Annotated in this window: 20 protein-coding genes; 7 read left to right on the forward strand and 13 right to left on the reverse strand. The window is 72.9% G+C overall.

Features of this window, described 5'->3' with window-relative positions; all coding sequences use genetic code 11:
• Positions 1–53 precede the first annotated feature (53 nt).
• The 8 genes from J4557_RS05420 to J4557_RS05455 all read right to left on the reverse strand — a co-directional run bounded on the left by J4557_RS05420 (position 54) and on the right by J4557_RS05455 (position 12,246).
• Positions 54–1,649, reverse strand: a complete 1,596-nt coding sequence (locus J4557_RS05420; RefSeq protein ID WP_208265250.1) for an alpha/beta hydrolase — start codon at positions 1,647–1,649, stop codon at positions 54–56.
• Between the two features lie 138 nt (positions 1,650–1,787).
• Positions 1,788–3,389, reverse strand: a complete 1,602-nt coding sequence (locus J4557_RS05425) for an alpha/beta fold hydrolase (protein ID WP_307799427.1) — start codon at positions 3,387–3,389, stop codon at positions 1,788–1,790.
• Between the two features lie 315 nt (positions 3,390–3,704).
• A complete protein-coding gene (locus J4557_RS05430; protein WP_208265252.1) occupies positions 3,705–5,363 on the reverse strand; it encodes an alpha/beta hydrolase in 1,659 nt (552 codons plus the stop codon).
• A gap of 367 nt (positions 5,364–5,730) precedes the next feature.
• Positions 5,731–6,924: a flavodoxin-dependent (E)-4-hydroxy-3-methylbut-2-enyl-diphosphate synthase gene (ispG, locus tag J4557_RS05435; protein ID WP_279575981.1), complete on the reverse strand. Its 1,194-nt coding sequence runs from the start codon at positions 6,922–6,924 to the stop codon at positions 5,731–5,733.
• A gap of 110 nt (positions 6,925–7,034) precedes the next feature.
• Positions 7,035–8,234, reverse strand: a complete 1,200-nt coding sequence (locus J4557_RS05440; protein ID WP_208265253.1) for a M50 family metallopeptidase — start codon at positions 8,232–8,234, stop codon at positions 7,035–7,037.
• A gap of 69 nt (positions 8,235–8,303) precedes the next feature.
• Complete coding sequence (gene dxr / locus J4557_RS05445) at positions 8,304–9,524, reverse strand: 1-deoxy-D-xylulose-5-phosphate reductoisomerase (RefSeq protein WP_208265479.1); 1,221 nt, start codon at positions 9,522–9,524, stop codon at positions 8,304–8,306.
• Between the two features lie 748 nt (positions 9,525–10,272).
• The gene (locus tag J4557_RS05450; RefSeq protein ID WP_243775313.1) at positions 10,273–11,535 is read right to left on the reverse strand and encodes an extracellular solute-binding protein; all 1,263 of its coding nucleotides are present in this window, start codon (positions 11,533–11,535) and stop codon (positions 10,273–10,275) included.
• Positions 11,536–11,901: 366 nt separating this feature from the next.
• Positions 11,902–12,246: a hypothetical protein gene (locus tag J4557_RS05455; protein WP_208265254.1), complete on the reverse strand. Its 345-nt coding sequence runs from the start codon at positions 12,244–12,246 to the stop codon at positions 11,902–11,904.
• 356 nt (positions 12,247–12,602) lie between these two features.
• On the opposite strand from J4557_RS05455, the gene J4557_RS05460 reads away from it, so the two are divergent.
• A complete protein-coding gene (locus J4557_RS05460; protein ID WP_208265259.1) occupies positions 12,603–14,141 on the forward strand; it encodes a phospholipid carrier-dependent glycosyltransferase in 1,539 nt (512 codons plus the stop codon).
• On the opposite strand, the gene J4557_RS05465 is transcribed toward J4557_RS05460, so the two are convergent.
• Positions 14,077–15,594: a CoA-acylating methylmalonate-semialdehyde dehydrogenase gene (locus J4557_RS05465; RefSeq protein WP_208265261.1), complete on the reverse strand. Its 1,518-nt coding sequence runs from the start codon at positions 15,592–15,594 to the stop codon at positions 14,077–14,079. The genes J4557_RS05460 and J4557_RS05465 overlap by 65 nt on opposite strands.
• The gene (locus J4557_RS05470; RefSeq protein ID WP_208265263.1) at positions 15,594–16,922 is read right to left on the reverse strand and encodes an aspartate aminotransferase family protein; all 1,329 of its coding nucleotides are present in this window, start codon (positions 16,920–16,922) and stop codon (positions 15,594–15,596) included. The genes J4557_RS05465 and J4557_RS05470 overlap by 1 nt, the downstream gene beginning before the upstream one ends.
• A gap of 172 nt (positions 16,923–17,094) precedes the next feature.
• On the opposite strand from J4557_RS05470, the gene J4557_RS05475 reads away from it, so the two are divergent.
• The 4 genes from J4557_RS05475 to J4557_RS05490 all read left to right on the forward strand — a co-directional run bounded on the left by J4557_RS05475 (position 17,095) and on the right by J4557_RS05490 (position 21,617).
• Positions 17,095–18,726, forward strand: coding sequence for a PucR family transcriptional regulator (locus J4557_RS05475; protein WP_208265265.1), 1,632 nt, complete (start codon positions 17,095–17,097; stop codon positions 18,724–18,726).
• 82 nt (positions 18,727–18,808) lie between these two features.
• Complete coding sequence (locus J4557_RS05480) at positions 18,809–19,588, forward strand: alpha/beta fold hydrolase (RefSeq protein ID WP_208265267.1); 780 nt, start codon at positions 18,809–18,811, stop codon at positions 19,586–19,588.
• 39 nt (positions 19,589–19,627) lie between these two features.
• A complete protein-coding gene (locus tag J4557_RS05485; RefSeq protein ID WP_208265268.1) occupies positions 19,628–20,395 on the forward strand; it encodes a methyltransferase domain-containing protein in 768 nt (255 codons plus the stop codon).
• A gap of 88 nt (positions 20,396–20,483) precedes the next feature.
• A complete protein-coding gene (locus J4557_RS05490) occupies positions 20,484–21,617 on the forward strand; it encodes a carboxylate-amine ligase (protein WP_307799430.1) in 1,134 nt (377 codons plus the stop codon).
• Between the two features lie 5 nt (positions 21,618–21,622).
• Here J4557_RS05490 and J4557_RS05495 read toward each other — a convergent pair whose 3' ends face one another.
• On the reverse strand, positions 21,623–22,456 hold the full coding sequence (locus J4557_RS05495; protein ID WP_307799432.1) for a TrmB family transcriptional regulator: 834 nt from the start codon (positions 22,454–22,456) through the stop codon (positions 21,623–21,625).
• 63 nt (positions 22,457–22,519) lie between these two features.
• Between J4557_RS05495 and J4557_RS05500 the strand changes: the two genes are divergently transcribed.
• Positions 22,520–23,191: a class I SAM-dependent methyltransferase gene (locus tag J4557_RS05500; protein ID WP_243775314.1), complete on the forward strand. Its 672-nt coding sequence runs from the start codon at positions 22,520–22,522 to the stop codon at positions 23,189–23,191.
• A 257-nt stretch (positions 23,192–23,448) separates the two neighbouring features.
• Entirely contained in the window at positions 23,449–24,927 is a 1,479-nt protein-coding gene (locus J4557_RS05505) for a M1 family metallopeptidase (protein WP_208265270.1), read from the forward strand.
• Between the two features lie 127 nt (positions 24,928–25,054).
• Here J4557_RS05505 and J4557_RS05510 read toward each other — a convergent pair whose 3' ends face one another.
• Together J4557_RS05510 and J4557_RS05515 are read right to left on the reverse strand one after the other, a co-directional pair.
• Positions 25,055–25,471: an NUDIX hydrolase gene (locus tag J4557_RS05510; RefSeq protein WP_208265272.1), complete on the reverse strand. Its 417-nt coding sequence runs from the start codon at positions 25,469–25,471 to the stop codon at positions 25,055–25,057.
• A 65-nt stretch (positions 25,472–25,536) separates the two neighbouring features.
• Positions 25,537–26,712 (reverse strand): ROK family protein, encoded by a 1,176-nt coding sequence (locus tag J4557_RS05515; protein ID WP_208265274.1) that lies wholly within the window; start codon positions 26,710–26,712, stop codon positions 25,537–25,539.
• Positions 26,713–26,774: the final 62 nt, after the last annotated feature.

Genomic DNA, 26,774 nt, shown 5'->3' on the forward strand with positions numbered 1-26,774 from the left:
AGCCTATGACGTCCCCGGTGCTCGTACCTCCACCGGCTCCCCCACCGGGGGATTCACCCGTGCGCGGCGGCGTGGTGGGACCGTCCGGGCTTCTTGGCGGGGCCGGGCCCGGGCGGCGCCGGGGCCTTGCAGGTGGCGTCCGGACCCGGCCGGTCCGGCGGCAGGGCGCCCTTGCCCAGGTAGGCGGCGACGGTGCGGTCGACGCACCTGTCGCCCGAGAGCGTCACCCCGTGGTTGCCGCCGCCGACCTGCACGAGCAGCCGGGACGTGGGGAACAGGCGGTGGGTCTCCAGCGCGCCCGGGTAGGGGGTGGCGGCGTCCTCGGTGCCCTGGACCAGCAGCATCGGCGCGAGCGACGACCCGGCGCCCACCTTGGGCGGCTGCCCGCCGGGAGCGCCCCAGTACGCGCAGGGCGCGTTGTACCAGGTGTTGCTCCAGGTCTCGAACTTGTAGCCCTCGCGATAGAGGCGGACGCTGTCGGAGTGCCAGCGGTGCCAGTCGCGCGGCCAGGCGGCGTCGCGGCACTGGACGGCGTTGTAGACGGCGTAGTTGTTCTGGTCCAGCCAGGACGGCGGCTGCCACACCTTGCGGAGCGGGCCCGGGTCGTGCCGGACGGCGTACGCCGACAGCGCGGCGGCGTGCGGGGCCCAGCCGTAGTCGCCGTAGCCGTCGGCGAGGAACGTGTCGTCCAGCTCGTCCGCGCCGATCTTGCCGTCGATCGGCCGGGCCTTCAGCGCGGCGCGGGCGCGCGCGTACGCCGCGGCGACCCGGCCCTCGCTCTTTCCGAGCCGGTAGAGCGCGTGGTGCTCGGCCACCCAGGCGAAGAACACCTTGATCCGCTTCTCGAACGCGATGTTCTGGTCGATGTTGTCGCCGTACCAGACGCCGCTGGGCTTGACGACGCTGTCGAGGACCATGCGGCGGACGCGGTCCGGGTGGGCCGAGGCGTACGCGGCGCCGAGGTAGGTGCCGTACGAGTAGCCGAAGTAGTTGATCTTCCGCTGGCGCAGCGCGCGCCGGATCGCGTCCAGGTCGCGCACCCAGTCGGCCGTCCCCATGTGCGGCAGGACGGTCCGGTACCGCTTCGCGCAGTCGCGGGCGTAGGCGCGGGCCCGCTTCCGCCACGCCCGCTCGGCGGCGGCGTTCTCCGGGACGGCGTCGGGACGCGCGCGCCCCGGGTCCTGGTAGCTCTTGTCGCAGACCAGCGCGGGCCTGCTCGCGCCGACACCGCGCGGGTCGAAGCCGATCCAGTCGTAGGACGCGGCGACGCCGCGGGGCATCGCCGCGTGGAAGACGCCCGCGAGGTCGCGGCCGTGCGCGCCGGGCCCGCCCCGGTTGAGCAGCACGGCGCCCTGGCTCTTCCTCGCGGTGTGCCGTGCGCGGGACAGCGCCAGGGTGATCTGCGCGCCGTGCGGGTGCGCGTAGTCCAGCGGCACCCGGAGCGTCGCGCACTGCAGGCCCTTGAGGCGGGTGCCCTCGACCGGGTCCTTGGCGGGGCAGGCGTGCCAGGCGAGTCCGGCGGGCCGGGGGGCGGGACCGGGCCGTCCGGGGGCGGCGGTCGCGGGGGACGGCGCGGCGGTACCGGCGACGGCGAGCGCGACCGCGGCGGCGGTCCCGGCGGCGGCCCTTCTTCCAGCGTGGTTCAGCACCCCCGCTTTCTACCTGCGCGCCCGCGCGTGTCGCGGGAACCGCGGGCTTCGCGCGATTCCGCCCGAAAACGGATCTCGCGGCGCGCCCGTCCGGCGAGGGACGGGCGCGCCGCGAGCGTCACGCGGTGAACCGGGGCGTTACGGACGGCCGATCGGCAGGTCCTTGCCCGCGACGGCGCCGGCGGCCTTGGCCGTCATCGCCATCGGGTTCGGGTCGTTCAGCGCCGGGACGGCGTTGCAGTAGGCGTCCGCGCCCTTGGAGCTCTTCGGCAGCGCGCCGGTGTCCAGGTAGGCGGCGACCTTGTCGTCCAGGCACGCGTTGCCGTTCAGCGTGTTGGCGTGGGTCTTGCCGCCGACCTCGAGGACGAGCCGCGAGGACGGGAACACCTTGTGCATGTTGTAGCCGCCGGCGACCGGGGTCGCGGCGTCCTGCGACGACTGGACGAGCAGCATGCCGGGCAGGCTCTTGCTCGCCTTCAGCTTCAGCGCGGGACCGCCCTGGAACGGCCAGAACGCGATGGGCGCGTTGAACCAGACGTTGCTCCAGGTGTTGAAGCGGTAGCCCTCCTTGTAGAGCTTGGCCGCGTCGTTGTGCCACTTGTTCCAGTTCCGCGGCCACCTGGCGTCGGCGGCCTGGACGGCGTTGTAGACGACGAAGTCGTTGTCCTCGCCGCCGGTGTTCAGCCAGTCGAGCAGCCCGGAGGCGTCCTTCTTGTTCACCCAGTCCGACAGGGCCTGCGCGAACGGGATGTAGTAGCCGGTGTTGTAGCCGGCGGTCAGGACGATGTCGTCCAGCTCGTCCGGGCCGATCTTGCCCGCGATCGGGGACTTCTTCGCGGCGGCGCGGACGGCGTAGTACTTCGCCTCGACGGCCTTCTCGGTCTTGCCGAGGTGGTAGAGCGAGTCGTACTTGCCGGTCCAGGCCCACCAGGACTTGATGTTCTTCTCGAACGCCTTGTCCTGCTCGAGCTGGGCGTCGTACCAGACCGTCTTCGGGTTGACGTTGCCGTCCAGCACCATGTGCTTCACGCGGTTCGGGAACAGCGTGGCGTAGGTGGCGCCGAAGTAGGTGCCGTAGGAGAAGCCGTACCAGCTGATCTTCTGCTGGCCGAGCCCGGCGCGGATGGCGTCGACGTCGCGGGCGGCGTCGGTGGTGCGCATGTGCGGCAGCATCCAGCCGAACTTGCGCTGGCAGTCCTGCGCGTACTTCCGCGCCTTGGCCTTCCAGACGGCCTCGTCCTTCGCCGAGTGCGGGACGTAGTCCGGCCGCACCGGGTCGTACCAGGTCTTGTCGCAGGTCAGCGCGGGCTGGCTGGATCCGACGCCGCGGGGGTCGAAGCCGATGATGTCGTACTTGGCGGCGGTGGCGGCGTGGCCGACGCCGCCCATCCAGCGGGCCAGGGCGGGCGCGTACGCGAGGCCGCTGCCGCCGGGGCCGCCCGGGTTCACGAACAGCACGCCCTGGTAGTTCTTGTCGTCGGTGTGCTTGTAGCGCGACACCGCGATGGAGATCTTGCGGCCGTTCGGCTTGGCGTAGTCGAGCGGCACCTGGACCTGGGCGCACTGGGCCTTGTTCATCGGGTCGTCCGGCCCGCTGACCTCGCACTTGCCCCAGTTGATGCCGCTCGCCGCGACCAGGTTCGCCGCGGACGGGCCGGTGGCGGCGTTCGCGGAGACGGCGGCGACGGTGCCGCCGGCCGCCACGGCCGCGGCGGCCGTGACGATGACGATCCTTCTCACTTGACCCCCTCGGATCGGCGGCTCCGGAGCCCCGGTCGGGCTCGGAGGGGGGAGCAGCGCCGATACATGCGGATGCGTGGATTGCGTGGTGATTGTGGCGGTTCTGGGCGATATGGCGGGAGAGTCACTGATGACCAGATGCGAAATCGTGACAAGATCCACCAATGTTCGTGATGTTGGTCGGCGAGGGCCGCACCGGCGCGCGACCGGCCGGCGGCCGGCATGCGAAGAGGGCCCCGGGGATCGCTCCCCCGGGCCCTCTCGGCCGTTCCGCGGGCCGGCCGGGCAGGGTGCCCGGTCAGCCGGTCACGGGTCTCAGCGGATGACGTCGTCGCTCAGCCGCGCCGCCTTCGTCACCGTCGTGGACAGCGACTTGGCCTTGGCGGACATCTGCGCCGGCGGCACGGGGTCGCCGAGCTGCGGGACGTGCGTGACGGACTGGCCCGGACGCTCCCCGGTCAGGAAGTACCGGTCGAAGATGGCGTCCACGGCCGCCGAACCGCGGTGCACGATGCAGTGCGTGCGGTCGCCGTCCTGGATCACCAGCTGCGAGCCCTTGAGCCGGCGGTGCATGTCGAGCGCGCCGGCGAGCGGCGTCGCCGCGTCCTCGCTGCCCTCGAACTGCAGGATGTTGCGCGGCAGCTCGCGGTTGCGCCCGACGTTCACCGGCGTGCCGGCCTTGGCGGGCCAGGTCAGGCAGGGCGCGTTGAACCACACGTTGCCCCAGGTGAGGAACGGGTGCTTCTTGTTGATGCGGACGTTGTCGCGCTCCCACTTGGCCCAGCTCGTCGGCCACTGGACGTCGGTGCACTGCACGGCGTTGTAGACGGCGAACTCGTTGTCGTCCGCACCGCCGGTCGTCTGCGCGCCGAACGTGCCCACGAAGGTCGCGGCGTCACCGGACTTGTAGGCGCCCAGGCCCACCGCGTAGGCGTTCCACAGCGCCTGGCTGCGGCGGTACGCGGCGTTCTGGATCACGTCGGTCAGCTCGTCCGGGCCGACGGCGTACTTCTCGCCGCTGCTCGGGTCGGTGTAGTACACCGGCTTGGTCTTGAGCGTGGCGCGCAGCTTGTAGAAGAACGACCGCACGGCCGTCTGGGTGGTGCCCAGGTGGTAGACGGAGTCGTACTTCGCGATCCACCCGAAGTAGTAGTCCATGTTCTTGTCGAACTGGACGTCCTGGTTCAGGTTGGCGTCGTACCACACGTCCGACGGGCCGACGTTACCGTCGAGCACCATCCGGCCCACGTTCTTCGGGAACATGGTCGCGTAGACGGAGCCGAGGTAGGTGCCGTACGAGGCGCCGTAGTAGTCGAGCTTCTTGTCGCTCAGCGCCTTGCGGATCGACTCCATGTCGCGGACGGAGTCGGTCGTCTTGATGTGGTTCATCAGGCCGATCTTGTCGGCCTTCTTGCACGCGTCCGTGTACGCCTTCGACTTCTTCAGCCACACGGAGACCGAGGCGCGGTCGCCGGTGCCGTAGTCGGGGCGGGGGGCGTTGGTGTAGTTCGGGTCGCAGCTGAGCGAGGGGACGCTCATGCCGACGCCGCGCGGGTCGAACCCGATGACGTTGTAGGCGTCCTTCAGCGCCGCGGAGTTCTGCGCGAACACCCGCGGGCCGAACAGCGCGCCGCCGCCGCCCGGACCGCCCGGGTTCACCACCATGTCGCCCTTGGCGGCGCCCGTGCCGGTGTGCGGGGTGCGGGTCAGCTGCAGCGTGATCTTCGTGCCGCTCGGCTTGGCGTAGTCCAGCGGCACCTGCAGCTCGCCGCACTGCACGATCTTGGAGACCGGGTACAGCCCGTCGTACAGGTCGTGGACCTGCTGGACGAAGTCCGCCGGGCAGGCGTGCCACTTGACCGCGGCGGGGTCGAACCCCCTGGCCGCGGAGGGGCCCGCGGCCTGTGCGCTCGCGGTGCCGAGCCCGGCAAGGCCGAGCCCGGCCACCGCGGCCACGACGACAGTCCTCTTCACATATCCCCCTAACCTGTCGACTCGGATGAGTCGGACATTTGGGTAAGCAAGTGAAGATTGTTGTCCTGCGGACAAGTCCGACGACAGAGCTTGTCGTGACCAGATGCGGAATCGTGACAAGATCCACGGAACTTTGTGATCCACCCGAACGTCCAGGTTCCGGGCATTCCATGGGGGCGTGCGCCCGGCGACCGGCCGGGCCGGGCACGCCGCTCCCCGGCCACCGGCCTCAACGCACAAGAAAAGGGCCCTCGGGCTCATCACCCGAGGACCCTTCAGGTCCGTCCCCGACCGCCTACGCGGCCGCGGCCGTCACATCACCGCGCCGGCCCTGCCGGCCCGTGCCGGCCGCCCGCCGCGGGCGGCGTCAGCTCACCACGACCTGCGCGCCCGGGCCGGACACCGACCCGTCCTCGCCGACCTCGATGCCCATGTCGTCGGCGATGCGCATGGCCTCCTCGATCAGCGTCTCCACGATCTGCGACTCCGGCACGGTCTTGACGACCTCGCCCTTGACGAAGATCTGGCCCTTGCCGTTGCCGGACGCGACGCCGAGATCGGCCTCCCGCGCCTCGCCGGGCCCGTTCACCACGCAGCCCATCACCGCGACGCGCAGCGGCACCGGGAAGTCCTTCAGGCCCGCGGTCACCTGCTCGGCGAGCGTGTAGACGTCCACCTGCGCCCGGCCGCACGACGGGCACGACACGATCTCCAGGCCGCGCTGCCGCAGCCCGAGCGACTCCAGGATCGCCGTGCCGACCTTGACCTCCTCGACCGGAGGCGCCGACAGCGACACCCGGATCGTGTCGCCGATCCCCTCGCTCAGCAGCGCGCCGAACGCCACCGCCGACTTCACCGTGCCCTGGAACGCCGGCCCCGCCTCGGTGACGCCGAGGTGCAGCGGGTACTCGCAGGCGGCGGCGAGCTTGCGGTACGCCTGGATCATCACGACCGGGTCGTTGTGCTTCACCGAGATCTTGATGTCCCGGAAGCCGTGCTCCTCGAACAGCGAGCACTCCCACAGCGCCGACTCCACCAGCGCGTCCGGGGTGGCCTTGCCGTACTTCTCCAGCAGCCGCTTGTCCAGCGAGCCGGCGTTCACCCCGATCCGGATCGGCACGCTCGCGTCCTGCGCGGCGCGCGCGATCTCGCCGACCTTGTCGTCGAACTTCTTGATGTTGCCCGGGTTGACCCGGACCGCCGCGCAGCCCGCGTCGATCGCCGCGAACACGTACTTGGGCTGGAAGTGGATGTCGGCGATGACCGGGATCGGGGACTTCTTGGCGATCGCGGGCAGTGCCTCGGCGTCGTCCTGCGACGGGACCGCCACCCGGACGATCTGGCAGCCGGACGCGGTCAGCTCCGCGATCTGCTGCAGCGTGGCGTTGACGTCGGCGGTGAGGGTCGTGGTCATGGACTGCACCGACACGGGCGCGTCGCCGCCGACCGGCACGTCGCCGACCATGATCTGGCGCGACTTGCGGCGCGTCGCGACCAGGCTCTGCGCCCCCTGACCGTCGCCCTCGCCGCGGACCGTCGGAATACCCAGTGAAACACTCATCCCTCTCCTCTGACTCGCTCTGCCCAGCCTAGGCGCACCGCATGGATGAGGTGACGGCGACCGGCATGGAATAGTGTGACCACTCGGCTACGCCCGGTAAACGTTCTCGCTCATTGCGGCATCTGGAGGGGGTTGACCAGGTCCGCGAGGATCAGCAGCACGCCGAGCCCCACGAGCACCAGCACCGCGAGATATGTCAAGGGCATGAGCTTGGTCATATCGACGGTGCCCGGATCCGGACGTCCCCTGATGGCGTTGAAGCGCACCCGCAACCGCTCGTAGGCGACGACCGCGAGGTGCCCGCCGTCGAGCGGCAGCAGCGGGACGACGTTGAGCGCCCCCAAGAAGATATTCACCGAGACGACCAGCGACAGATACAGGGCGATCTTGTCGCGGACGGTGCTGTGCGAGGAGAAGATCTGCCCCGACACCTCCGTCGCGCCGACCACGCTGCCGACCTGCCCGCCCGGCGAGCTCTGCCGCTCGGGCGTGAACAGCTTCGGGATCGCCGACGGCAGGTCCACCACGATCCGCCCCATGCCCTGCACGGTCCTGCCGATGGCGCGGCCCGCGAACACCGCCGCGTTGACCGGGCCCGTCCGTTCGTAGCCGGAGCCGACGACCCGAGCGGACAGCCCGACGAACGGCTCGCCGCCGACGTCGGCCAGCCGCATCCGCAGCGTCACCGGCCGCCCGGCACCGGGGCGCTGCACGACGACCGGGACCGTCTGCCCCGGCTTGGCCTTGTCGATGGCGTCGCGCAGCTCGTCCCAGTCCGACACCGGCGTGCCGTTGAAGGAGAGCACCCGGTCGCCCGCGCGCAGGCCCGCGGACTTCGCCGGCGACGCCGGGCGGCCGCTGCCGCAGCCGTCCTGCAGCCGCGCCGGCACGCAGGTGCTGACCTGGTCCACCGTCGTGGTCACCGTGCCGGGCTGCCGGACGCCGACCGTCATCGCCATCGCCGTCAGCAGCACGAACGCGAACACGAAGTTCACCACGACGCCCGCGGCGATGACGATCGCGCGGCGCCCCGCGGGCTGGCGGTAGAAGGCGCGGGGCCGGTCGGCCTCGTCGACCTCCTCCAGCGGCGTATAGCCGATGATCTTGACGAAGCCGCCGAGCGGGATCGCCTTGACGCCGTACTCGGTCTCGCCGCGGGTCCGCGACCACAGCGTCGGGCCGAACCCGACGAAGTACTGCGTGGCCTTCATCCCGAACCGCTTGGCGGTGAGCAGGTGCCCGCCCTCGTGGAGCATCACCGACACCAGCAGCGCGATGACGAACGCCACCGCGCCCAAGGCGAAGGCCATCCGATCCCCCTTCCGGGTCCGGTCCCGCCGGGGGATCTCCTCCGACGTCCGGCCGGCACCGCGGGGCCCTCAGCCCAGGCCGGTCGCTTCCCTTGTCCGTGCGCGCGCCCAGGCGTCGGCGGCCAGCACGTCGTCCAGCGTCAGCTCGCCCGGTGTCCCGGACCCGTGCTCCTCCATTACCCGCGTGATCGTGTCGACTATCCCCAGGAACGGAAGCCGTCCCGCGCGGAACGCCTCCACGCATTCCTCGTTGGCCGCGTTGTAAACGGCGGGGACCGTCCCGCCCAGCTCGCCCGCGCGGCGGGCGAGCGCGACGGCCGGGAACGCCTCGTCGTCGAGCGGGAAGAACTCCCAGGTGTGCGCCTTCGTCCAGTCCATGCCGGGCGCGGCGTCCGGGACGCGGTCCGGCCAGTCGATGCCGAGCGCGATCGGCAGCCGCATGTCCGGCGGGCTCGCCTGCGCCAGCGTCGACCCGTCGGTGAACTCCACCATCGAGTGGATCATCGACTGCGGGTGCACCACGACCTCGATCCGGTCCATCGGGACGTCGAACAGCAGGTGCGCCTCGATGACCTCCAGGCCCTTGTTGACGAGGGTCGCGGAGTTGATCGTGATGACCGGGCCCATGTCCCAGGTCGGATGCTTCATCGCCTGCTCGGGCGTGACACCGGACAGCTCGGCGCGGGCCCGGCCGCGGAACGGGCCGCCGCTGGCGGTCAGCACGAGCCGGCGCACCTCGTCGGCCCGGCCGCCGCGCAGGCACTGCGCGAGCGCCGAGTGCTCGGAGTCGACCGGGACGATCTGGCCCGGCAGCGCCCGCTCCTTCACCAGCGGCCCGCCGATGATGAGCGACTCCTTGTTGGCGAGCGCGAGCGTGCGGCCCGCGTCGAGCGCGGCCAGGGTGGAGGCCAGGCCGAGCGCGCCCGTGACCCCGTTCAGCACCACGTCGCACGGCCACGCCGCGACCTCGGCGACCGCCTCCGGGCCGGCGACGATCTTCGGGATGGCGTAGTCGCCGGAGGCGTAGCCGCGCCGCTTGGCCTCGGCGTAGAACGCCAGCTGGAGCTCCTGCGCGGCGGACGCCTTGGCCACCGCGACGACCTCCGGGCGGAACTCCAGCGCCTGCTCGGCCAGCAGCTCCACCCGCTCGCCGCCGGCCGCGAGGCCCGCGATCCGGAACCGGCCGGGATTGCGGCGGACGACGTCGAGGGCCTGCGTCCCGATCGAGCCGGTGGAGCCGAGGACGACGAGTTCTCGTGCGGAGGGCGCGGCGGCGCCAGAGGGAGACATCACCGCACCATTGTCGGACATCGGTGCCCGGGTGTCGGCGGACCCGGCGCCCCCGCGCGTCCGACCCGCCCCGCCGTTAACCCTTGATGATCATGAAGGGATGGTCGACACGAGAGCCTTTGCCGCCCTTTTCACCTTCACTAGCAGGGACAACACCCGATCCCGCCTATAAAGGAGTGACGTGATTCGACTCCCGCCAGGGGGATGGGGACATGGGCCAGACGGGCGAGCCGACGTTGGACCCGGGAACGCTGAGCCCCGCTCAGCGCCTCGGCGACGCCTGCGTCGTCTGCCGCAAGAAATGGCCCCGGCCGCGCGTCCGCGTCGGCCGCCTGCCGGACTCCACCGGGGTGTTCGCGTGCGACGACTGCGCACCGGCCCCACCGGCACCTCGCACGCCGCGAGGCCCATGGGAGCCGCTCACGAACGCCGGACGGCCGGTCGAGGAACCGGCCCCGGTGCGGACGGCGGCCATCGACGCCGTCGTCGTGGAGGTCTCTCCAGGGAGAAGGGTGACCCGGGCCTTCGGGGGGACGCCCGGGACCACCCGAGAGGCGCGCCCGACTGGGGGCGGTCGGGCGCGCCGGAGAGACCCCTGATCTATTCGATCCCGGCCCACCGGGCTTGGGCGAGCGCGACCTCGCTTCGCGAGCTTCCCGGTGGGGCTCGCCACCGGCTCGCCGCACCGGTCAGATAACGCGCTCGCGTGACGGCTGAGGCCCGTCCTGGAGAGATCTCGGCGGGTGCGCTACGCCTTGGTGGACTCGATCCAGGTCCTGGTCCACTCGGCGTAGTCGGTGCAGTCCGTCTTCTTGGACTTGCCGCCGCAGGCGCGGGCGGGCGCGTGCGCGAACACGATCTTGTCGATGTAGTCGCGGTCGCCGACGTGGAAGGCGCCGCAGAAGCCCGCGCGGAGGCGGTCGCCGGAGCACGCCTGCGGGTTGGCGGGGGCGACGCCGGTCCACTCGGCCACCTGCTGCTGCACGTCCGGGGACGCGGTCCACTGCAGCCACTGGTACATGCAGTTCGGGTGCTGGACACGGGCACCGATCATCCACGCGTCCATCCAGCCGGTGACGCCCTCGGACGGCTCGGCGGCCTGGACGGGCTTGCCGGCGCGGTCCAGCACGTCCACCTGGTAGGGGCCGCCCTCGCCGAGCACGGCCGCTCCCCCGGCGAACGCGCTGATCGCGTCGGCGGGCTGCTCCCAGTACTTCAGCACGTGCGGGCGCTGCGAGGCGAGGACGCGGCCGGCGGCGGCGAGCTGGCGCGGGGTCAGCGAGTACGGGTCGCCGATCTTGAGCTTGCGGTCGTGGCCCTTGAGGTAGAGCGCGGCCTCGGCGATCGCGAGCGGGCTGTCGCGCACGATCAGCTTGCCGGAGTAGCGGCGGGCCTGCTCGGGGTCGAACAGCGCGGACCAGCTCGCCGGCGGCTGCACGGTCCGCGTGTCGTACATGAGGAGGTTCGCGCCCCACACGTAGGGGACGCCGTAGTACTTGCCGTCCTGCTTCAGCAGGCCCCGCAGCTTCGGCTGCAGCTTCTTGTAGCCGTCCACGAGGCTGGTGTTGACCGCCGTGACCTGGTGCTCGGCGACGAGCCGGCCGGCGACCTCGGGCGGCGCGGCGACGCCGTCGTAGCGCCGGTCCGGGTTGCGCATGAGGTCGTACATCTCCTGCGGGGTCTTGACCAGCTTCACGCCGACCTTGCAGCCGGTGCGCTCCTGGAACGGGGTGACCCAGTCGACGCGCGGATCGGTGGTGCCGCTCTCCACCGAGCCCGGCATCGCCAGCAGGTCGAGGGTGCCCTCGCCGGGGCCGAGCGTGCTCGCCATCTTCGCGACGCCGACCGGTTCCGGGTTCTCCTCGCTGCAGGCGCCGAGTCCCGCGACCGCCAGCACCGCGACCGCCGCCAGCGCCGCCAGCCTCCCGCCGTCCGCCCGCCGGCCGGCCCTCCGCCGCATGTCGCTCCCGATCCCCTCCGCAGAGCCGTCCCCCGTCGCGGACGGACCCATCGGCGCAGCGTAGCGTCTCCGGCACGGCGGAGCGGCGCCCGCCCCGCCGGGGGCGCCGGGCCCGCCGCGGCCCGGCCGCCATTCAGGAGGGTGCCGAGGGCCGTCCGCAAGCCATTCGCAGGTTTGCGGAGGCGACTCTTCCGACTCGGGCCGCCGGGCAGCGATATTACTGAAGATCGCTACTCCGGCCCGGACCATTCATAAAAGTCATTTCCGGTCCGTATACGGAAACGCCACGGCCCCGGGAGGGCGGTGGGTGCCGGTGTCCGCGCCACACGGAGGTTGCTGGAGAGGGATGTGGCGCGGGCTGCCCTTCCCGGGGCCGCGGTGCAGCCGGTGGACGTGGCGAGGTTGGGGAACAGCGGATCACCTTGCAGTGCTGCCTGGCCACGCGGTCACCGGCGCCCGGCGGGGCGGCGGCGGTGTGACGCCCTCGAGACGGAGGAGATTCGAGGGACGCCGCGCGCTCTGCCGGGGGTCGCGGAACGGCCTGGGGCCGTCGTCGGAGGGATGCCTGGGTGCGGTGTGCTTGACCACCTCTATCCGTGCGATGAGGCTCTGCGGGGTGTCGGCCTCCAGGAAGTCGCCGACGTCGCGCTCGCGGGGCGGGAGCGCCCACCAGCGCCGGGTGAACGGCCCGAACCAGATCGTCCAGCCCGGGAACCGCCGGCCGAGCGCGTCGACCTCCGCGGCATGGTCGTCAGCGGTCATAGCGCGGCACTCCTGCTCGTCCCGTCCCACCGGTCACCGGAACGCCGGATCCCGTTCTGACTCCGGAGCCTGACTTTTATTTTCGCCCCATTTAATTGACAGTGCGATTGTGTCGCCCGCCACAGACGCCGTCAATGGGTGGAGCCATTATTCGTCGGGAGGGCCCGGACGAAAATCAACGACGGATATCCACGGCCGTGGGAAAGTACCGGACGCCCGGCCCGGCCTGCCGGTTCGCGCCGGGAGCCCCGGTGCGGGTCACCGGCCGCAATCCCCCGTTCACCCTCGCGTCACCGCCCGCGGCTAGCGTGGCCGGCACCCGCGTTCCGACATCGAGCACCGCGAGGCGGTCCCGCGTGCCGTCAAGGCTTTTTGCGCCATTTATTGCTATCTGGGCGTTTCGTCGGTATCTCCGCCACGCGCCGTTCGTCCTGGCGCTCGCGGGCGGTGCCGCGCTGCGCTGGACGGCGGTGCTCGCCTACCCGCACGGGCTGTGGTTCACGGGCGACTCCTACTTCTACGTCGGCTACGCGCTGCGGCCCGCGCCGTCGCCCAGCAAGACGCTCGGGTACTCCTTCGTGCTGCGGCTGCTGGAACCGCTGCACAGCCTGACCGCCGTCGTGGTCGTCCAGCACCTCATGGGGCTCGCGATCGCCGTGATGGCGTACGCGGTGCTGTGCCGCGCCGGGCTGCCCGCCTGGGCGTCCGCCCTCGTCACGCTGCCCGTGCTGTACGACGCGTACCAGATCGAACTCGAACACCTGCTGATGTCCGAGACGCTGTTCATGTTCCTGATCGCGGGCGCGCTGACGCTGCTGCTCTGGCGCGTCCGCGACGGGCGGGCCCCGCCGTGGTGGACGGCCCTGGCCGCCGGCCTGCTGCTCGGCTACGCCGTGCTGGTCCGGTCGGCGGGCGCGCCGGTGGTCCCGGTCGTGCTGCTCTGCCTCCTGCTGTGGCGGCAGGGGTGGCGCGCCGCGCTCGCGTTCGGCGCGGCCGCCGCGGTCCCGCTCGTCGCGTACGCGCTGTGGTTCCACGCCGGGCGCGGCACCTACGCGCTCACCACGTCCGACGGCATCTACCTGTGGGGCCGGACGGCCGGGTTCGCCGACTGCGCGAAGATGCGCCCGCCGCCGGACGAGGCGGCCCTGTGCCTGCCCCCGGCGGCCGACGAGCGGCGGGAGGCGCCCGGCCACCTGATCTGGCGCAGCGACATCCCGCCGCGCGAGCTGCTGTCGCCCGTGGTGTCGCCGGAGGCGAACAGCACGCTGCGAGACTTCTCCGTCCGCGCGATCCGGGCGCAGCCCGGCGACTACCTGGAAGCGGTCGGCGAAGGCGTCGGGCGCGCCTTCAGCCCGCGCCGGTACCCCTACCCGAACTCGACGACCGAGCGGCTGTACCACTTCCCCGGCCGGCCGCAGCTGTTCCCCAGCGGGCTCGCCTACGCCGCCAAGCCCGGCGCGCCGGGCACCGTGCTCGCGGACGCGATGCGGTACGGCCGGACGGGCACGCCGAGCGAGGTCGTCCGGCCGTACGCGGACCGCCTGATCGACTATCAGAGGCACTGGTTCCTGCCGGGACCGGCGATCGGCGCCGTGTTCGGGCTCGGGGCGGTCGCCTTCCTGGCGGCCCGCGGGCGGCGCCGCGAGGTCCTGATGGTGTGGGGGACGGCGGCGACGCTGCTGCTGTTCCCCATCGCCAGCGCCGACTTCGACTACCGCTACGTCGTCCCCACGGTGCCGTTCGCCTGCTTCGCCGTGGGCCTCGGCCTGTCGGCGGTACGCCGCCGCGCGGCCGGCGACGACGCCGACCGCGCGGACGACGCGGAGACCGTCACCCGTTGGTGGGGAACCCTAGGTTCACGCCGCCGTGACTCGGATCGAGCCAGCGTGCCGTGACGGCCTTGGTGCGCGTGTAGAAGTGCACGCCCTCCATGCCGTGCGCGTGGCTGTCGCCGAACAGCGAGTCCTTCCAGCCGCCGAACGAGTAGTACGCCATCGGCACCGGGATCGGGACGTTGATCCCGACCATGCCGACCTCCACCTCGTTCTGGAAGCGGCGCGCCGCCCCGCCGTCGTTGGTGAAGATGGCGGTGCCGTTGCCGTACGGGTTCGCGGAGATCAGCTCCATGGCCTCGTCGTACGAGCCGGCCCGCACGACCGCGAGGACCGGGCCGAAGATCTCGTCCTTGTAGGCGTCCATCTCCGGGGTGACGTGGTCGAGGACGGTCGGGCCCAGCCAGAAGCCGTCCCCGGCGCCGCCGAGCACCGGCGTCCCGCGGCCGTCGATCGCGAGCGTGGCGCCCTGCGCGACCCCCGAGTCCAGGTACGAGGCGACCTTGTCGCGGTGCGCCCGCGTCACCAGCGGTCCCATCTCCGCCTCGGGGTCGTCGCCCGGTCCGACCTTGAGCCCGGCGACCCGCTCGCGGATCTTCGCCATCAGCTCGTCGCCGACCGGGTCGACGGCCACCACCACGGAGATCGCCATGCAGCGCTCCCCCGCCGAGCCGAAGCCCGCCGACACGGCCGCGTCCGCCGCGAGGTCCAGGTCCGCGTCCGGCAGCACCAGCATGTGGTTCTTCGCGCCGCCGAGCGCCTGCACCCGCTTGCCGTTCGCCGCGGCCGTCCCGTAGATGTACTTCGCGATCGGCGTCGAGCCGACGAAGCTGACGGCCTTCACGTCCGGGTGGTGCAGCAGGCCGTCCACCGCCGCCTTGTCGCCGTGGACGACGTTGAACACCCCGTCGGGCAGGCCCGCCTCGGCCCACAGCTCGGCGATCCGCACCGACGCCGACGGGTCCTTCTCCGACGGCTTCAGCACGAACGTGTTCCCGCACGCGATCGCGACCGGGAACATCCACATCGGGACCATCGCCGGGAAGTTGAACGGGGTGATCCCGGCGACCACGCCGAGCGGCTGGAGGATCGAGTAGGCGTCCACCCTCGTGGACACGTTCTCCGAGAACCCGCCCTTGAGCAGGTGCGGGACGCCGCAGGCGAACTCCACGACCTCCAGGCCGCGCGCGACCTCGCCCGCCGCGTCCGACACCACCTTGCCGTGCTCGGACGAGATGAGCCGGGCCAGCTCGTCGCGGTGCGCGGCGACCAGCTCGCGGAACCGGAACAGCACCGACGTCCGCTTGGAGAGGGAGGCGTCCCGCCAGCCGGGGAACGCGGCCTTCGCGGCGGCGACGGCCGCGTCCACCTCGGCGGCGGAGGCGAAGTCGACGTGCCCGGCGACGCGGCCGGTCGCGGGCTCGTAGACGTCGCCGCGCCGGGCGGCCTCCCCGTCGAACGGCTTGCCGCCGATCCAGTGGGTGATGTGCTTGCTCTGGGACTGCGCGTCGGTCATCAGGCGGTCTTTCCGGTTGCGGTCCTCGCGGCGTCCGCGGTCACGGACTCCAGCGAGGCGATCAGGATGCCGAGGCCCTCCAGGGCCTCGGCGTCGGTCAGGGTGAGGGGCGGCGCCATGCGCACCACGTTGCCGTACAGGCCGCCCTTGCCGACCAGCAGCCCCCGCTCGCGGGCCGCCTCCATCAGCGCGGCGGCCAGCGGCGGGCTCGGCTCGCCGGTCTCCGGGTCCGCCAGCTCGACCGCGAACATCAGGCCCTTGCCGCGGACGTCCTTGACGACGGGGAGCCGCGCCGACGCCTCCCTCAGCCCGCCGATGATCGTCCGGCCCTGCTTCGCGGCGTTGGCCTGGAGGTCGTGGTCCAGGACGTAGTCGAGGGTCGCGTTCGCCGCCGCCATCGAGACCGGGTTCCCGCCGAACGTGGAGATCCCGACGGCGTGCAGCGCGTCCATCAGGTCGCCGCGCGCGACGACGCCGCCGACCGCGAACCCGTTGCCGAGCCCCTTGGCGAACGTCATCATGTCCGGCGTCACGCCGTGGTTGTCGATGCCCCAGAAGCCCTGGCCCGTCCGTCCCCACGCGGTCTGCACCTCGTCGGAGATGAACAGGATGCCCGCCTCGTCCAGGACCTCCTTGTACGCGGCGAACAGCCCGTCCGGCGGCATCGTGAACCCGCCGACGCCCTGGATCGGCTCGGCGATCAGCGCCGCGACGTCCCCGCCGGTCGCGGTCGCGAGGACGTGCCGCAGGTCCTGCACGCACGCGTCGACGTACGCCTCGTCCGGCATGCCGGCGAACTGCGGGAGGTGGCGGTCCGCGCCGTGCAGGAAGTGGACGTTCAGCGGCGAGTAGGACAGGTTCGTCCAGGCCCGGTTGCCGGTGATGCCCGTCGCGCCGAACGAGCGGCCGTGGTAGCTCTGCCGCATCGCGAGGACCTGGTCGCTGCGCCGCGCGTACGCGGCCAGCAGCAGCGCCGTCTCGTTGGCCTCGGTGCCGGAGTTGGCGAAGAACACCTTCGCGTCCGGGATGCCGGACAGCCGGGCGATCTTCTCGGCCAGCTCGATCTGGCCGCGCAGCAGGTAGGCGGTGGAGGTGTGCACGACGCCGGTGGCGAGCTGCCGCTCCACCGCCTCCCGCACCTCGGGCACGTCGTACCCGATCATGTTGGTGAGGATGCCCGTGAAGAAGTCGAGGTAGCCGTTGCCCTCGGCGTCGGTCACGCGGTTTCCCTTGCCGCCGACGATCTCGATGGGATCCTGGTAGTTGAGCGCCATCCAGGACGGCATGACCGCCCTGTGGCGCCGGAGCAGGTTCGCGTGTTCCGACATGTGCCAAGTCTCGGTCCGGCGCGACGGCGGGACCAGCGGCAGAGTGTCACGACAGCGGGCCGCCGGTTGACGGAGTGGAACCCGGCGTCGCCGGACGCCTCCCCCCGGCGCCTACATCCTGTAAACCTCACGGCGACCCGAGTTGACAGGCTGTCGGATATCATCGCGGGCGATGCTGCCCACACTCGACGACGTCCTCCAGCTCGACGCGGTCCGCCGCGGGCAGCCGCGCGTCGTCGCGGGCGCCGACCGCACCGGCAACCTCGTCCGCTGGGTGCACGTCGCCGAGGTCACCGACATCGCGCACCTGCTGCACGGCGGCGAGCTGGTGCTCACCACCGGCATCGCGCTGCCCGACGAGCCGGAGCGGCTGCGCGCCTACATCGCCGAGCTCGCCGAGGTCGGCGTCAGCGGCCTGATGATCGAGCTCGGCCGGCGCTACGCCAGCCGGCCGCCCGCCGCGCTGGTCGCCGCCGCCGAGGACCTCGGCCTCCCCGTGGTCGTGCTGGCGCACGAGCCGGCGTTCGTCGACATCACCGAGTCCGTGCACGCCCGGATCGTCCAGGAGCAGTTCGCCGAGCTGCGCGCCTCGGAGCAGCTGCACGAGATCTTCACCCAGCTGTCGGTGGAGGGAGCCTCCACCGACGAGGTCGTCCGGCAGGTCGCCGCGATCGGCGGGCACCCGGTCGTGCTGGAGAACCTCTCGCACCGCGTGCTGGCCGCCGACGCCGACGGCCGCGACCCCGCCGAGCTGCTGTCGGCGTGGGAGACCCGCTCGCGCGCCGTCCGGCCCCGGACCCGCACCGGCTACGACGCCGCGTCCGGCTGGCTCGTCACCACCGTCGGCGCCCGCGGCGAGGACTGGGGCCGGCTGATCATCGTGCTCGGCTCGCCGCCGTCGCCGCGCGAGACCGTGCTGATCGAGCGGGCCGCGACCACCCTCGCGCTCGGCCGGCTGCTGGACCGGCACGCCGAGAGCGTCGAGCGGCAGGCGCACGGCACGATCATCGCCCGGATCCTCGCGCACGCCTACTCCGACCCGCAGGAGGCCGCCGCGCGCGCCCGCGCGCTGGGCGTGCCGCTGTCCGGCCGCCGGCTGCTCGGCGCCGTGCTGCGGCCCCGCGGCCCCGCCCACCCGGCCCGCGGGTCCGCGCCGCCCGTCGGGGAGCTGTCGGCGCTCGCCGAGACGGCCGCCGCCGCCTGCAAGGACGCCCGCCTCGCCGCCCTGGTCGGCGTGCTGGACGAGGGCGGGCCGCAGGCCCGGGTCGGCGTGCTGGCCTCGCTGCCCGCCCGCGCCGACGCCGAGACCGCGCTCACCGAGGTCGCCACCCGGATCCGCAAGCAGTCCGGCGGCGACACCGTGATGGCCGCCGGGTCCGTGGTGGAGACGATCCGCGACGTCCGCCGCTCGTTCCTGGAGGCCGAGCAGGTCGCCGACGTCGCCGCCCGCGGCTCCGGAACCCGGCTGTTCTACCGGCTGCCCGACCTGCGGCTGCGCGGCCTGCTGCACCTGCTGCGCGACGACGCCCGCGTCCAGACGTTCGTCGAGCGCGAGCTCGGCCCGCTGCTGGAGTACGACGCCCAGCGCGGCAGCGACCTGACCCGCATCCTGGAGCTGTACCTGGAGTCCGGGCGCAACAAGGCCGTCGCCGCCCAGCAGGCCCACCTGTCCCGCCCGGCCTTCTACGAGCGGCTCCGCCGCATCGAGCGGGTCCTCGACGCCGACCTCGACGACGTCGAGTCGTGCGTCTCCCTCCACGTCGCCCTGCTGGCGCTCAGCTCCGTCCGCTGGGAACGCTCCTGACCCGCGCGGGAGGCCGGAGACCGGCGGGAGGCGATCGGCGAACGGCGGGCCCGGGGCTTACTCCGCGTTTACCCTTTCCAGCATGACGGACGCGGCGTTGCATGTTCATCGGTACGGAGATCCATCGGGGGAGCCGCTGGTCGCCCTGCACGGCGTCACGGGGCACGGGGCCCGGTGGCGGCGGACGGCCGAGCGGTACCTCGCGGACCGGTACACCCTCGCGCCCGACCTGCGCGGGCACGGCCGCTCCCCGCACCTGCCGCCGTGGGGCGTCGAGCAGCACGTCGAGGACGTCCTCGCGGTCATGGACGCCGAGGGCCTGGAGAGGACCGACCTCGTCGGGCACTCCTACGGCGGCATGATCGCGGTGCATCTGGCGCGGACCGCGCCGGACCGGGTGCGGCGGCTCGTCCTGCTGGACCCGGCGATCGGCCTCGCCCCGGAGGACGCCGCGAGCACCGCGCGCCGGTACATGGCCGAGGTGTCCTTCGCGGACGCCGTCGAGGCGCGCGCGTCGCTGGTGGCGCGCTGGTCCCTTGCCTCCGAGGAGACCGTGAACGACGAGGTCGGCGCGCACCTTGAGCACGGCCCGGACGGCCGCACCCGCTGGCGCTACGAGCGGGCCGCGATCGTCGCGGCGTACTCGGAGATGGCCCGCCCCCACGTCCCGCCGCCCGCCGGCCTGCCGACCCACCTGGTGATCGCGACCCTCGCGGACCTGGTGCGGCCGGAGTTCGTCGTGGACTGCCGCGCCGCCCTCGGGAACGCTCTGACGATCAGCGAGATCGAGTCCGGCCACATGCTCTACATCGACCGCCTGGAGGAGACGGGGGCGCTGCTGCGCACATGGCTGGCACCGTGAGCGCACATCTCCTCCACATCCGGCTGGTTTGATCGCCGCATGGCAGCGAGCATCGACTATCTCGACGGGGTCGCCGGAACGGACGTGGCGCACGCCTACAAGCGCCACATGCTGGAGGCCCTCTCCATCGAGCCCGGCCACACGGTGCTGGACGCCGGCTGCGGGCCGGGCACCGACCTGGCCGCGCTCGCCTCCGCGGCCGGGCCGTCCGGCACCGTGATCGGCGTCGACCACGACGCGGCCATGGCGGAGGAGGCGCGCCGCCGCACCGCGGCCCTGCCGCGCGTCCGGGTGGAGCGGGCCGACGCGCACGCCCTCCCGCTGGACGCCGGCGCCGTGGACCGGGCCCGGATGGACCGGGTGATGATGCACCTGGACGACCCGTCCCGCGCCCTCGGCGAGCTGCACCGCGTCCTGCGGCCGGGCGGGCTGCTGGCGCTCGCCGAACCCGACTGGGACACCCTCGCGATCGACCACCCCGAGCTGGAGACGAGCCTGGCGTTCACCCGGTTCGTCGCCGGGAGCGCCAACCGGAACCGGGCGATGGGGCGGCAGGTCCCGCGGCTGGCGGAGGCGGCGGGGTTCGCGGTCCTGTCGGTGCTGAACGCGGCTCCGGTGGTCCGCGACCCGGCCACGGCCGAACAGGTGTTCGGGCTGCGCCGGAACACCGGCCGCGCCGTCGAGGCGGGCCATCTGGACCGGGACGCCGCCCGCCGCTGGCTGGACCATCTGGACCGCGGTCCGGTCATGGTGACGGCCTCGTTCATCGTCGTCCTCGCCCAAGCGGCTCCCGGCGCCGTCCGCTAGCCCGTTCCGCGCCCTTCGGGCGCCTCCTCCGGCCATCCGGATGTCACCTGGAGGAGGTACTTCAGTGCGCTGAGGGCACAACCATCTGGTGACACTTCGCAGTTCGGCGGGCATGCGCACCTTCGGGGTGGAAGAGGAGCTCCTTCTCGTCGACCCCGTCAGCGGCGTGCCGCAGGCGGTCTCCGGCTCCGTCCTCCAGTACGCCCGTCGCCACGACGAGGTCCTGTTCAACGGCGGGCGGTGGTCCGAGCCGCTGGAATGCGAGCTCCAGCGCGAGCAGCTGGAGACCTGCACCCCGGTCTGCCGCACCCTCGACGAGGTGTCGGCGCACGTCAGATCGGCGCGGCAGGCGGCGGCGCAGGCCGCGGCGGGCGTCGGCATCGCGGTCGCCGCCCTCGGCACCTCGCCGGTCGCCGTCCGCCCGTCGCTGTCCCCGCTGCACCGCTACCAGCGCATGTCGGACGCCTACGGCCCCACCGCCGACGAGCAGCTCACCTGCGGATGCCACGTCCACGTGGGCGTCGCGACGCCGGACGAGGGCGTCGCCGTCCTCGACCGGATCAGGCCCTGGCTGCCGGCGCTGCTGGCCCTCAGCGCCAACTCCCCGTTCTGGCAGGGCGCCGACACCGGCTACGACAGCTGGCGCTACCAGGTGTGGGGGCGGTGGCCGTCCAGCGGCCCGACCGAGCTGTTCGGCTCCGCCAAGGCCTACCGCGCGACCGTCGAGGCGCTGCTGGCCACCGGCGCGCTCGTCGACGAAGGGATGATCTACTTCGACGCGCGGCTGTCCCGCCGCTACCCCACCGTGGAGATCCGCGTCCCCGACGTGTGCATGCGCGCCGACGACGCCGTGCTCATGGCCGCGCTGGTCCGCGCCATGGTCGACACCGCCGCCGAGTCGTGGCACGCGGGCGAGCCGCCCGACCCCGTCCGCGCCGACCTGATGCGGCTGGCGATGTGGCGGGCCGGACGGTCCGGGCTGCGCGAGGACCTCGTGCACCCCGCGACCCGCCGGGCCGCGCCCGTCCACGAGGTCGTCCGCGCGCTGCTGGAGCATCTCGGCCCGGCGCTCGACCGCGCGGGCGACCTGGAGACGGCCACCCGGCTGCTGCAGCACCTCCTGGCCCGCGGCAACGGCGCCCAGGTGCAACGCGCGGTGTACGCCCGCACCCGCGACGTGACCGCCGTCGTCTCCGACGCCGTCCGCCGCACCACCGCCTGACCGCGTCAGTGGCGGCCGCGGCCGAGGAGGCGCAGGAGGCCGGGGTCGGTGGCGAACAGGCGGTCCAGCTCCCCGCCGCCGACCCGGTCCGCGAGGATCTGCAGGGCGATGTCCTGCCGGACGTACTCGGCCGCCATCAGCGCGACCGCCGGGTCCGCCGTGTAGATCCCCCACGCCCCGCCCTCGCCGAACCCGCCGACGACGGCCTCCCGCCGGTCGCCGACGACCACCAGGAGCCGGTACCCGAGATCCTCAAGGACGGCCTCGGGCGCGGAGTACCGGTGCTGGTAGACGGCCCCCGTCCCGTACCCGCCGAAGGGATCGGCGCCCTCGCCGAACGAGACCACCGACACCTCGACGTCCCGTCCGGCGGCGTCGACGACGGCCTCCCGCAGCCGCCGCATCTCCTCCGGCCACACCGACATGAACAGGTCGCGGCGGGCGCCGGCGACCACGTCCTCCGCCCGGTCCAGCATGGCCTCGGCGTCCTTCAGCCCGTGGATCAGGTGGCCCTCGGGGGCCGCCGCCACGGCGGGCAGCGCCGACCGCAGCACGGCCACCGACCCGTCGAACTCCCGCCGCATCCGGTCGAGGAGCGCGTCGGGCGGCAGCGGCAGGTACTCGGTCGCGTCCGACGACCCCCGCAGCTCGTAGGCGGCGCCCCGCGCCACCAGCTTGCCGAGCGTCTCGTACACCGTGCTGCGCGGGACCCCGGAGCGCTTCGCCACCTCGTACCCGTTGACCGGCCTGCCCGCCCCGACGAGGGCCACGTACGCCTTGGCCTCGTATCCGGACATGCCGAGCCGCTGCAGATGCTCAAGGACGTCCCGCGCGCTCACCGCCGCAATGCTAGTTCTTCGGGCGCCCGCCGTCGCCGGGCCGCGCGCTGCCAGAATCCGGGCATGGAGCGGCGGCTGGACGAGATGACACTGCAAGGGTCGCCGGTGGTGGCCAACTGCGCCATGAACCGGGAGCGGACGCTCAGGTCGTACGGGCGGGAACTCGGGATCGACGTGCTCGCGGAGATCGGCGGCGGCTGGCTCGACCTGTGCTGCGGCGCGGGACGGGCGCTGGCCGAGGCCGCCGTCCGGCGTCCTGGCGCGCGGATCACGGGCGTCGACCTGGCCGGCCGCTTCCTGCCCGCGGCGAGCGCCGTGCGGCTGGTCACGGCGTCCGTCGCCGAGTGGGCGCCGGACGGGCCGTACGGCCTGATCACGTGCGTGCACGGCCTGCACTACGTCGGCGACAAGCTGGGCGTCCTGGCGCGCGCCGCGTCGTGGCTGAGCGCGGACGGGCTGCTGGTGGCGAACTTCGACGCCGCAAGCGTCCGGCTCGCGGACGGGTCCTCCGGCGAGGCTCCGGACCGGTCTCCGAGCAGGGCTCCGGGCGGGCGGCGGGTCGCGGCGGCGCTGCGCGCGGCGGGGTTCCGGTACGACGGGCGGCGCCAGCGGATCTCCCTGCGAGGGCGGCGCGAGGTGCGGCTGCCGTTCCGCTACCTGGGCGCCGACGACCAGGCGGGTCCGAACTACACCGGGCAGCCGGCGGTCGACTCGTTCTACGAGCCGTTCCAGTAACCAGTCGCTGACCGCCCGATCAGGAGCGGCGGCCGGGCGCCCGCTTTCCACGCGGCGACCATCTCGTCGAACGCGGCCGTCTCCACCGCGTTCCGGGGCCCGCACGGCATCGGAACCTTCCACGGATACCGTCCGCGGACCGGCGGTCCTGGCAAAACGGTCCCCGGCCCGGGACCGCTGATGTGGGCAGCTTCACGGCGGCGGCGATTGCTGCGAAGATCAGGACCGCTGGTACGAACGCGACCGGAGGCTCCCAGATGAAAAGAACGCGACTTCTCGCCATCCCCGCCGGCGCCGCCGCCGTCCTGCTGTCCGCCACCGCGGCCGGCGCCGCCGCCGGGCCCGGCGCGCCAGGAATCGGCGACCCCTACTATCCGGACTACGGGAACGGCGGATACGACGTCTCCCACTACGACCTCGCCCTGAAGTACCAGCCCGCCACCGACACGCTGCAGGGCACCGCCCGCATCACGGCCCGGGCCACCCAGGACCTCACCCGTTTCGACCTCGACTTCCTGCTCGACACGCGGTCGGTCACGGTCAACGGCCGCAGGGCGGCGTTCACCACGTCCGGCGCGCACGAGCTGGTGATCACCCCGGCCCGCGCCCTGCGGAAGGGCGCGCCCATGCACATAACGGTGACCTACTCCGGCGTGCCGTCGACGAAGAAGTACAACGGCTACGTCGGCTGGGCGAAAACCCCCGACGGCGCCGTCGCAGCCCAGGAGCCGGAGAGCGCCTGGTGGTGGTTCCCCAGCAACGACCACCCGCTCGACAAGGCCACCTACGACATCACCGTCACCGTGCCCGAGGGCCTTCAGACGATCAGCAACGGCGAGCCCCGCGGCACCCGCACCGCAGGCGGCTGGACCACCGACAGGTGGCACGAGGCCAAGCCGGAGGCGACGTACCTGGCGACCCTCGCGGTCGGCAGGTTCGAGGTCCACAGGGGCCGCACGAAGAGCGGCCTGCCCGTGATCACCGCCTACAGCCCCGACGTCGCCCCGGCCCTGCTCAAGGCGGCCAAGGCCAGCGTCGAGACCACCCCCGAGGTCGTCGACTGGGAGAGCACGGTCTTCGGCCCCTACCCGTTCACCTCGATCGGCGGCTACGTCCCGAACGTCACGTCGCACTTCTCGCTGGAGGAGCAGACCCGGGTCTTCTACAGCCCCGCCGCCTTCTCCACCGGCGTCCGGCCGTACCTCATCGTGCACGAGAACGCCCACCAGTGGTTCGGCGACAGCGTCTCGCTCACCACCTGGCGCGACATCTGGCTGAACGAGGGCTTCGCCACGTACGCCGAGTGGATGTGGTCGGAGAAGACCGGCCAGGGCACCGCCGCCGAGGTCGCCCGCAAGACCTACGACAGCTACCCGGCCGACGACCCGTTCTGGCAGGTCAAGGCCGGTGACCCGGGCCCCGGCGAGCACCAGTTCGACGACGCGGTGTACGACCGCGGCGCGCTGACCCTCCAGGCCCTGCGCGCGACGGTCGGCGACGCGGCGTTCTTCACCGTCCTCCGGACGTGGGCGGCGCAGCACCGCTACGGCAACGCCACCACGGCCCAGTTCGAGGCCCTGGCCGAGAAGATCTCCGGCAAGGACCTGGGGAGCCTCTTCCAGACCTGGCTCTACACCCCCGGCCGCCCTGCGGCCCCGCCCCAGCAGGTCACACTGAAGTCCACCCCCAAGAGCTGGAAGGCCATCCGCCAGACCCGCACCCTCGAGTCCCACTGACCCACCGCCCGCCGGTGATCGAGCGGCCCCGCCACCCGCCTGATCATCGCCGGATCCCCCGCGCCTTGGCCTGTTCGAAGCGCATCAGCATGGGAGGTGAGGAACCGGCCCCGGGTCCCGGCCCGGCTCACAGCCGTGCGTACCAGCTGCGGACGGACCGCTTGTAACCGTCGGGCATGGGCAGCGCGTCGACCTCGCCGGCGGTGAACAGCCCGAGCCGTGAGTGCTCGGAACTCACCGCCGGCTCGACGTCCGGCGTCAGCACCGTGCACCCGTAGGTGACGATGACGACGCGGGCCTCGGGCAGCGTGGCGGGCAGCGGCTGGAAGATCCACACGTCCAGCAGCGGGCCGGCCTCGACGCTCCATCCGGTCTCCTCGGCGATCTCCCGCTCCAGGGTCGCCTCCGGGGTGGCGTCCGAGCGCTCGATGCGACCTCCGGGCAGTTCCCACTCCGCGCGCTCGTTCTCCAGCAGCAGCACGCGGCCGCCGGCGACGGCGACGCCCTTGACGGACACGGGCCAGGTCGGGGGCGCGGTCGCCATGGCAGATCCCTCTTCCGGGCCGGGGACGGCACGCCCGGAACGTAACACGGTGGCGGCCGCGGCGGTCAGCGGTCCAGAGTGCGGTCGATCCACTCGGCGGAGTGGTCGAGGAGGAGGTGGCCGGCGCCGAGGATGCCGACGTCCCGGCCGGCGCGGGACGTGGCGATCTCCAGGTTGCGGGTGGCGAGGGGGAGGCAGCGCTCGTAGATGGCGCCGCGGATCGTCGCGACGAGCGGTTCGGCGTTGGACAGGCTGCCCCCGATGACGAGGGCGTCGGGGTTGAAGAAGTTGACCAGCGCGGTGAGGACGTCGCCGATGAGGCGCCCGGCGTTGCGCACCGCGGCGGTGGCCTGCGGCACGCCGTCGGCGACCAGGTCGACGATCTCGGCCGGGGACTCCGCGGTGATGCCCTGCGCGGCGAGGGACGCCGTGAGGGCGGCGCCGCTGGCGTGCGCCTCCAGGCAGTCGGGGTGACCGCAGGAGCAGTCGACGGTCGCCTCGGACCGGATGCGGACGTGGCTGATGTCGCCGGCCGCGCCGCGGCCGCGGTGCAGCCGGCCGTCCACGATGACGCCGCAGCCGATGCCGCTGCCGAGTTTGATGACCATGACGTTGTCGAGGTCGGGCCAGGACCGGCGGTGCTCGCCGACGGCCATCAGGTTGGCGTCGTTCTCGACGAGGGCGGGGATGCCGGCGTGCGCGTCGACGAACTCGCGGACGGGGAAGTCGTTCCAGCCGGGCATCCGCGACGGTGAGACGACCTGGCCCGTGGCCGGGTCGACCGGGCCGGGCAGCCCGATGCCGACGCCGCGGACGGGCACGTCCGCGAGGCCGTGCTCGGCGGCGAGGGCGCGCAGGCTGTCGATGACGGCGGCGAGGGTGGCCTCGGGCCCGACGGAGATGTCGCAGGCGAGGTCGGCGAGGGCGCGCGGGGTGCCGGTGAGGTCGAGGGCGGCGAGGCGGGCGTGGTGGGCGCCGAGGTCGGCGACCAGGAAGACGCCGGCCTCGCGGGCGAGGCGCAGGCGCCGGGGCCGCCGGCCCCCGCGCGAGGCCCCGGCGCCCTCCTCGGCGAACAGGCCGGCCTCGATGAGCTGCTCGACGCGCAGCGAGACGCTGGAGGCGGCGAGGCCGGAGAGCCGGGCGAGCTCGGCCCGCGACTCGGCCTGGCCGGTGGCGACCAGCCGTACGAGCGCGGCCGGTCCTGTCTCTTGCGGGGGGCGACCCCCCGCGCCCCCCCGCAAAGGCCTGACGGACCGGTTCCCTCCACTCCGCTGGCGGTCCGCTCCGGGAGCCGGTCCGTCGT

Source organism: Actinomadura nitritigenes, assembly GCF_017573545.1.
Classification (GTDB): Bacteria; Actinomycetota; Actinomycetes; order Streptosporangiales; family Streptosporangiaceae; genus Spirillospora; species Spirillospora nitritigenes.

Coding starts and splice junctions, on each gene's coding strand:
- ispG (WP_279575981.1), bottom strand. CDS start 6,924: ATGAGTGTTTCACTGGGTATTCCGACGGTCCGCGGCGAGGGCGACGGT.
- J4557_RS05440 (WP_208265253.1), bottom strand. CDS start 8,234: ATGGCCTTCGCCTTGGGCGCGGTGGCGTTCGTCATCGCGCTGCTGGTG.
- dxr (WP_208265479.1), bottom strand. CDS start 9,524: ATGTCTCCCTCTGGCGCCGCCGCGCCCTCCGCACGAGAACTCGTCGTC.
- J4557_RS05450 (WP_243775313.1), bottom strand. CDS start 11,535: ATGGGTCCGTCCGCGACGGGGGACGGCTCTGCGGAGGGGATCGGGAGC.
- J4557_RS05455 (WP_208265254.1), bottom strand. CDS start 12,246: ATGACCGCTGACGACCATGCCGCGGAGGTCGACGCGCTCGGCCGGCGG.
- J4557_RS05465 (WP_208265261.1), bottom strand. CDS start 15,594: ATGACCGACGCGCAGTCCCAGAGCAAGCACATCACCCACTGGATCGGC.
- J4557_RS05470 (WP_208265263.1), bottom strand. CDS start 16,922: ATGTCGGAACACGCGAACCTGCTCCGGCGCCACAGGGCGGTCATGCCG.
- J4557_RS05475 (WP_208265265.1), top strand. CDS start 17,095: ATGCTGCCCACACTCGACGACGTCCTCCAGCTCGACGCGGTCCGCCGC.
- J4557_RS05480 (WP_208265267.1), top strand. CDS start 18,809: ATGACGGACGCGGCGTTGCATGTTCATCGGTACGGAGATCCATCGGGG.
- J4557_RS05485 (WP_208265268.1), top strand. CDS start 19,628: ATGGCAGCGAGCATCGACTATCTCGACGGGGTCGCCGGAACGGACGTG.
- J4557_RS05500 (WP_243775314.1), top strand. CDS start 22,520: ATGGAGCGGCGGCTGGACGAGATGACACTGCAAGGGTCGCCGGTGGTG.
- J4557_RS05505 (WP_208265270.1), top strand. CDS start 23,449: ATGAAAAGAACGCGACTTCTCGCCATCCCCGCCGGCGCCGCCGCCGTC.
- J4557_RS05510 (WP_208265272.1), bottom strand. CDS start 25,471: ATGGCGACCGCGCCCCCGACCTGGCCCGTGTCCGTCAAGGGCGTCGCC.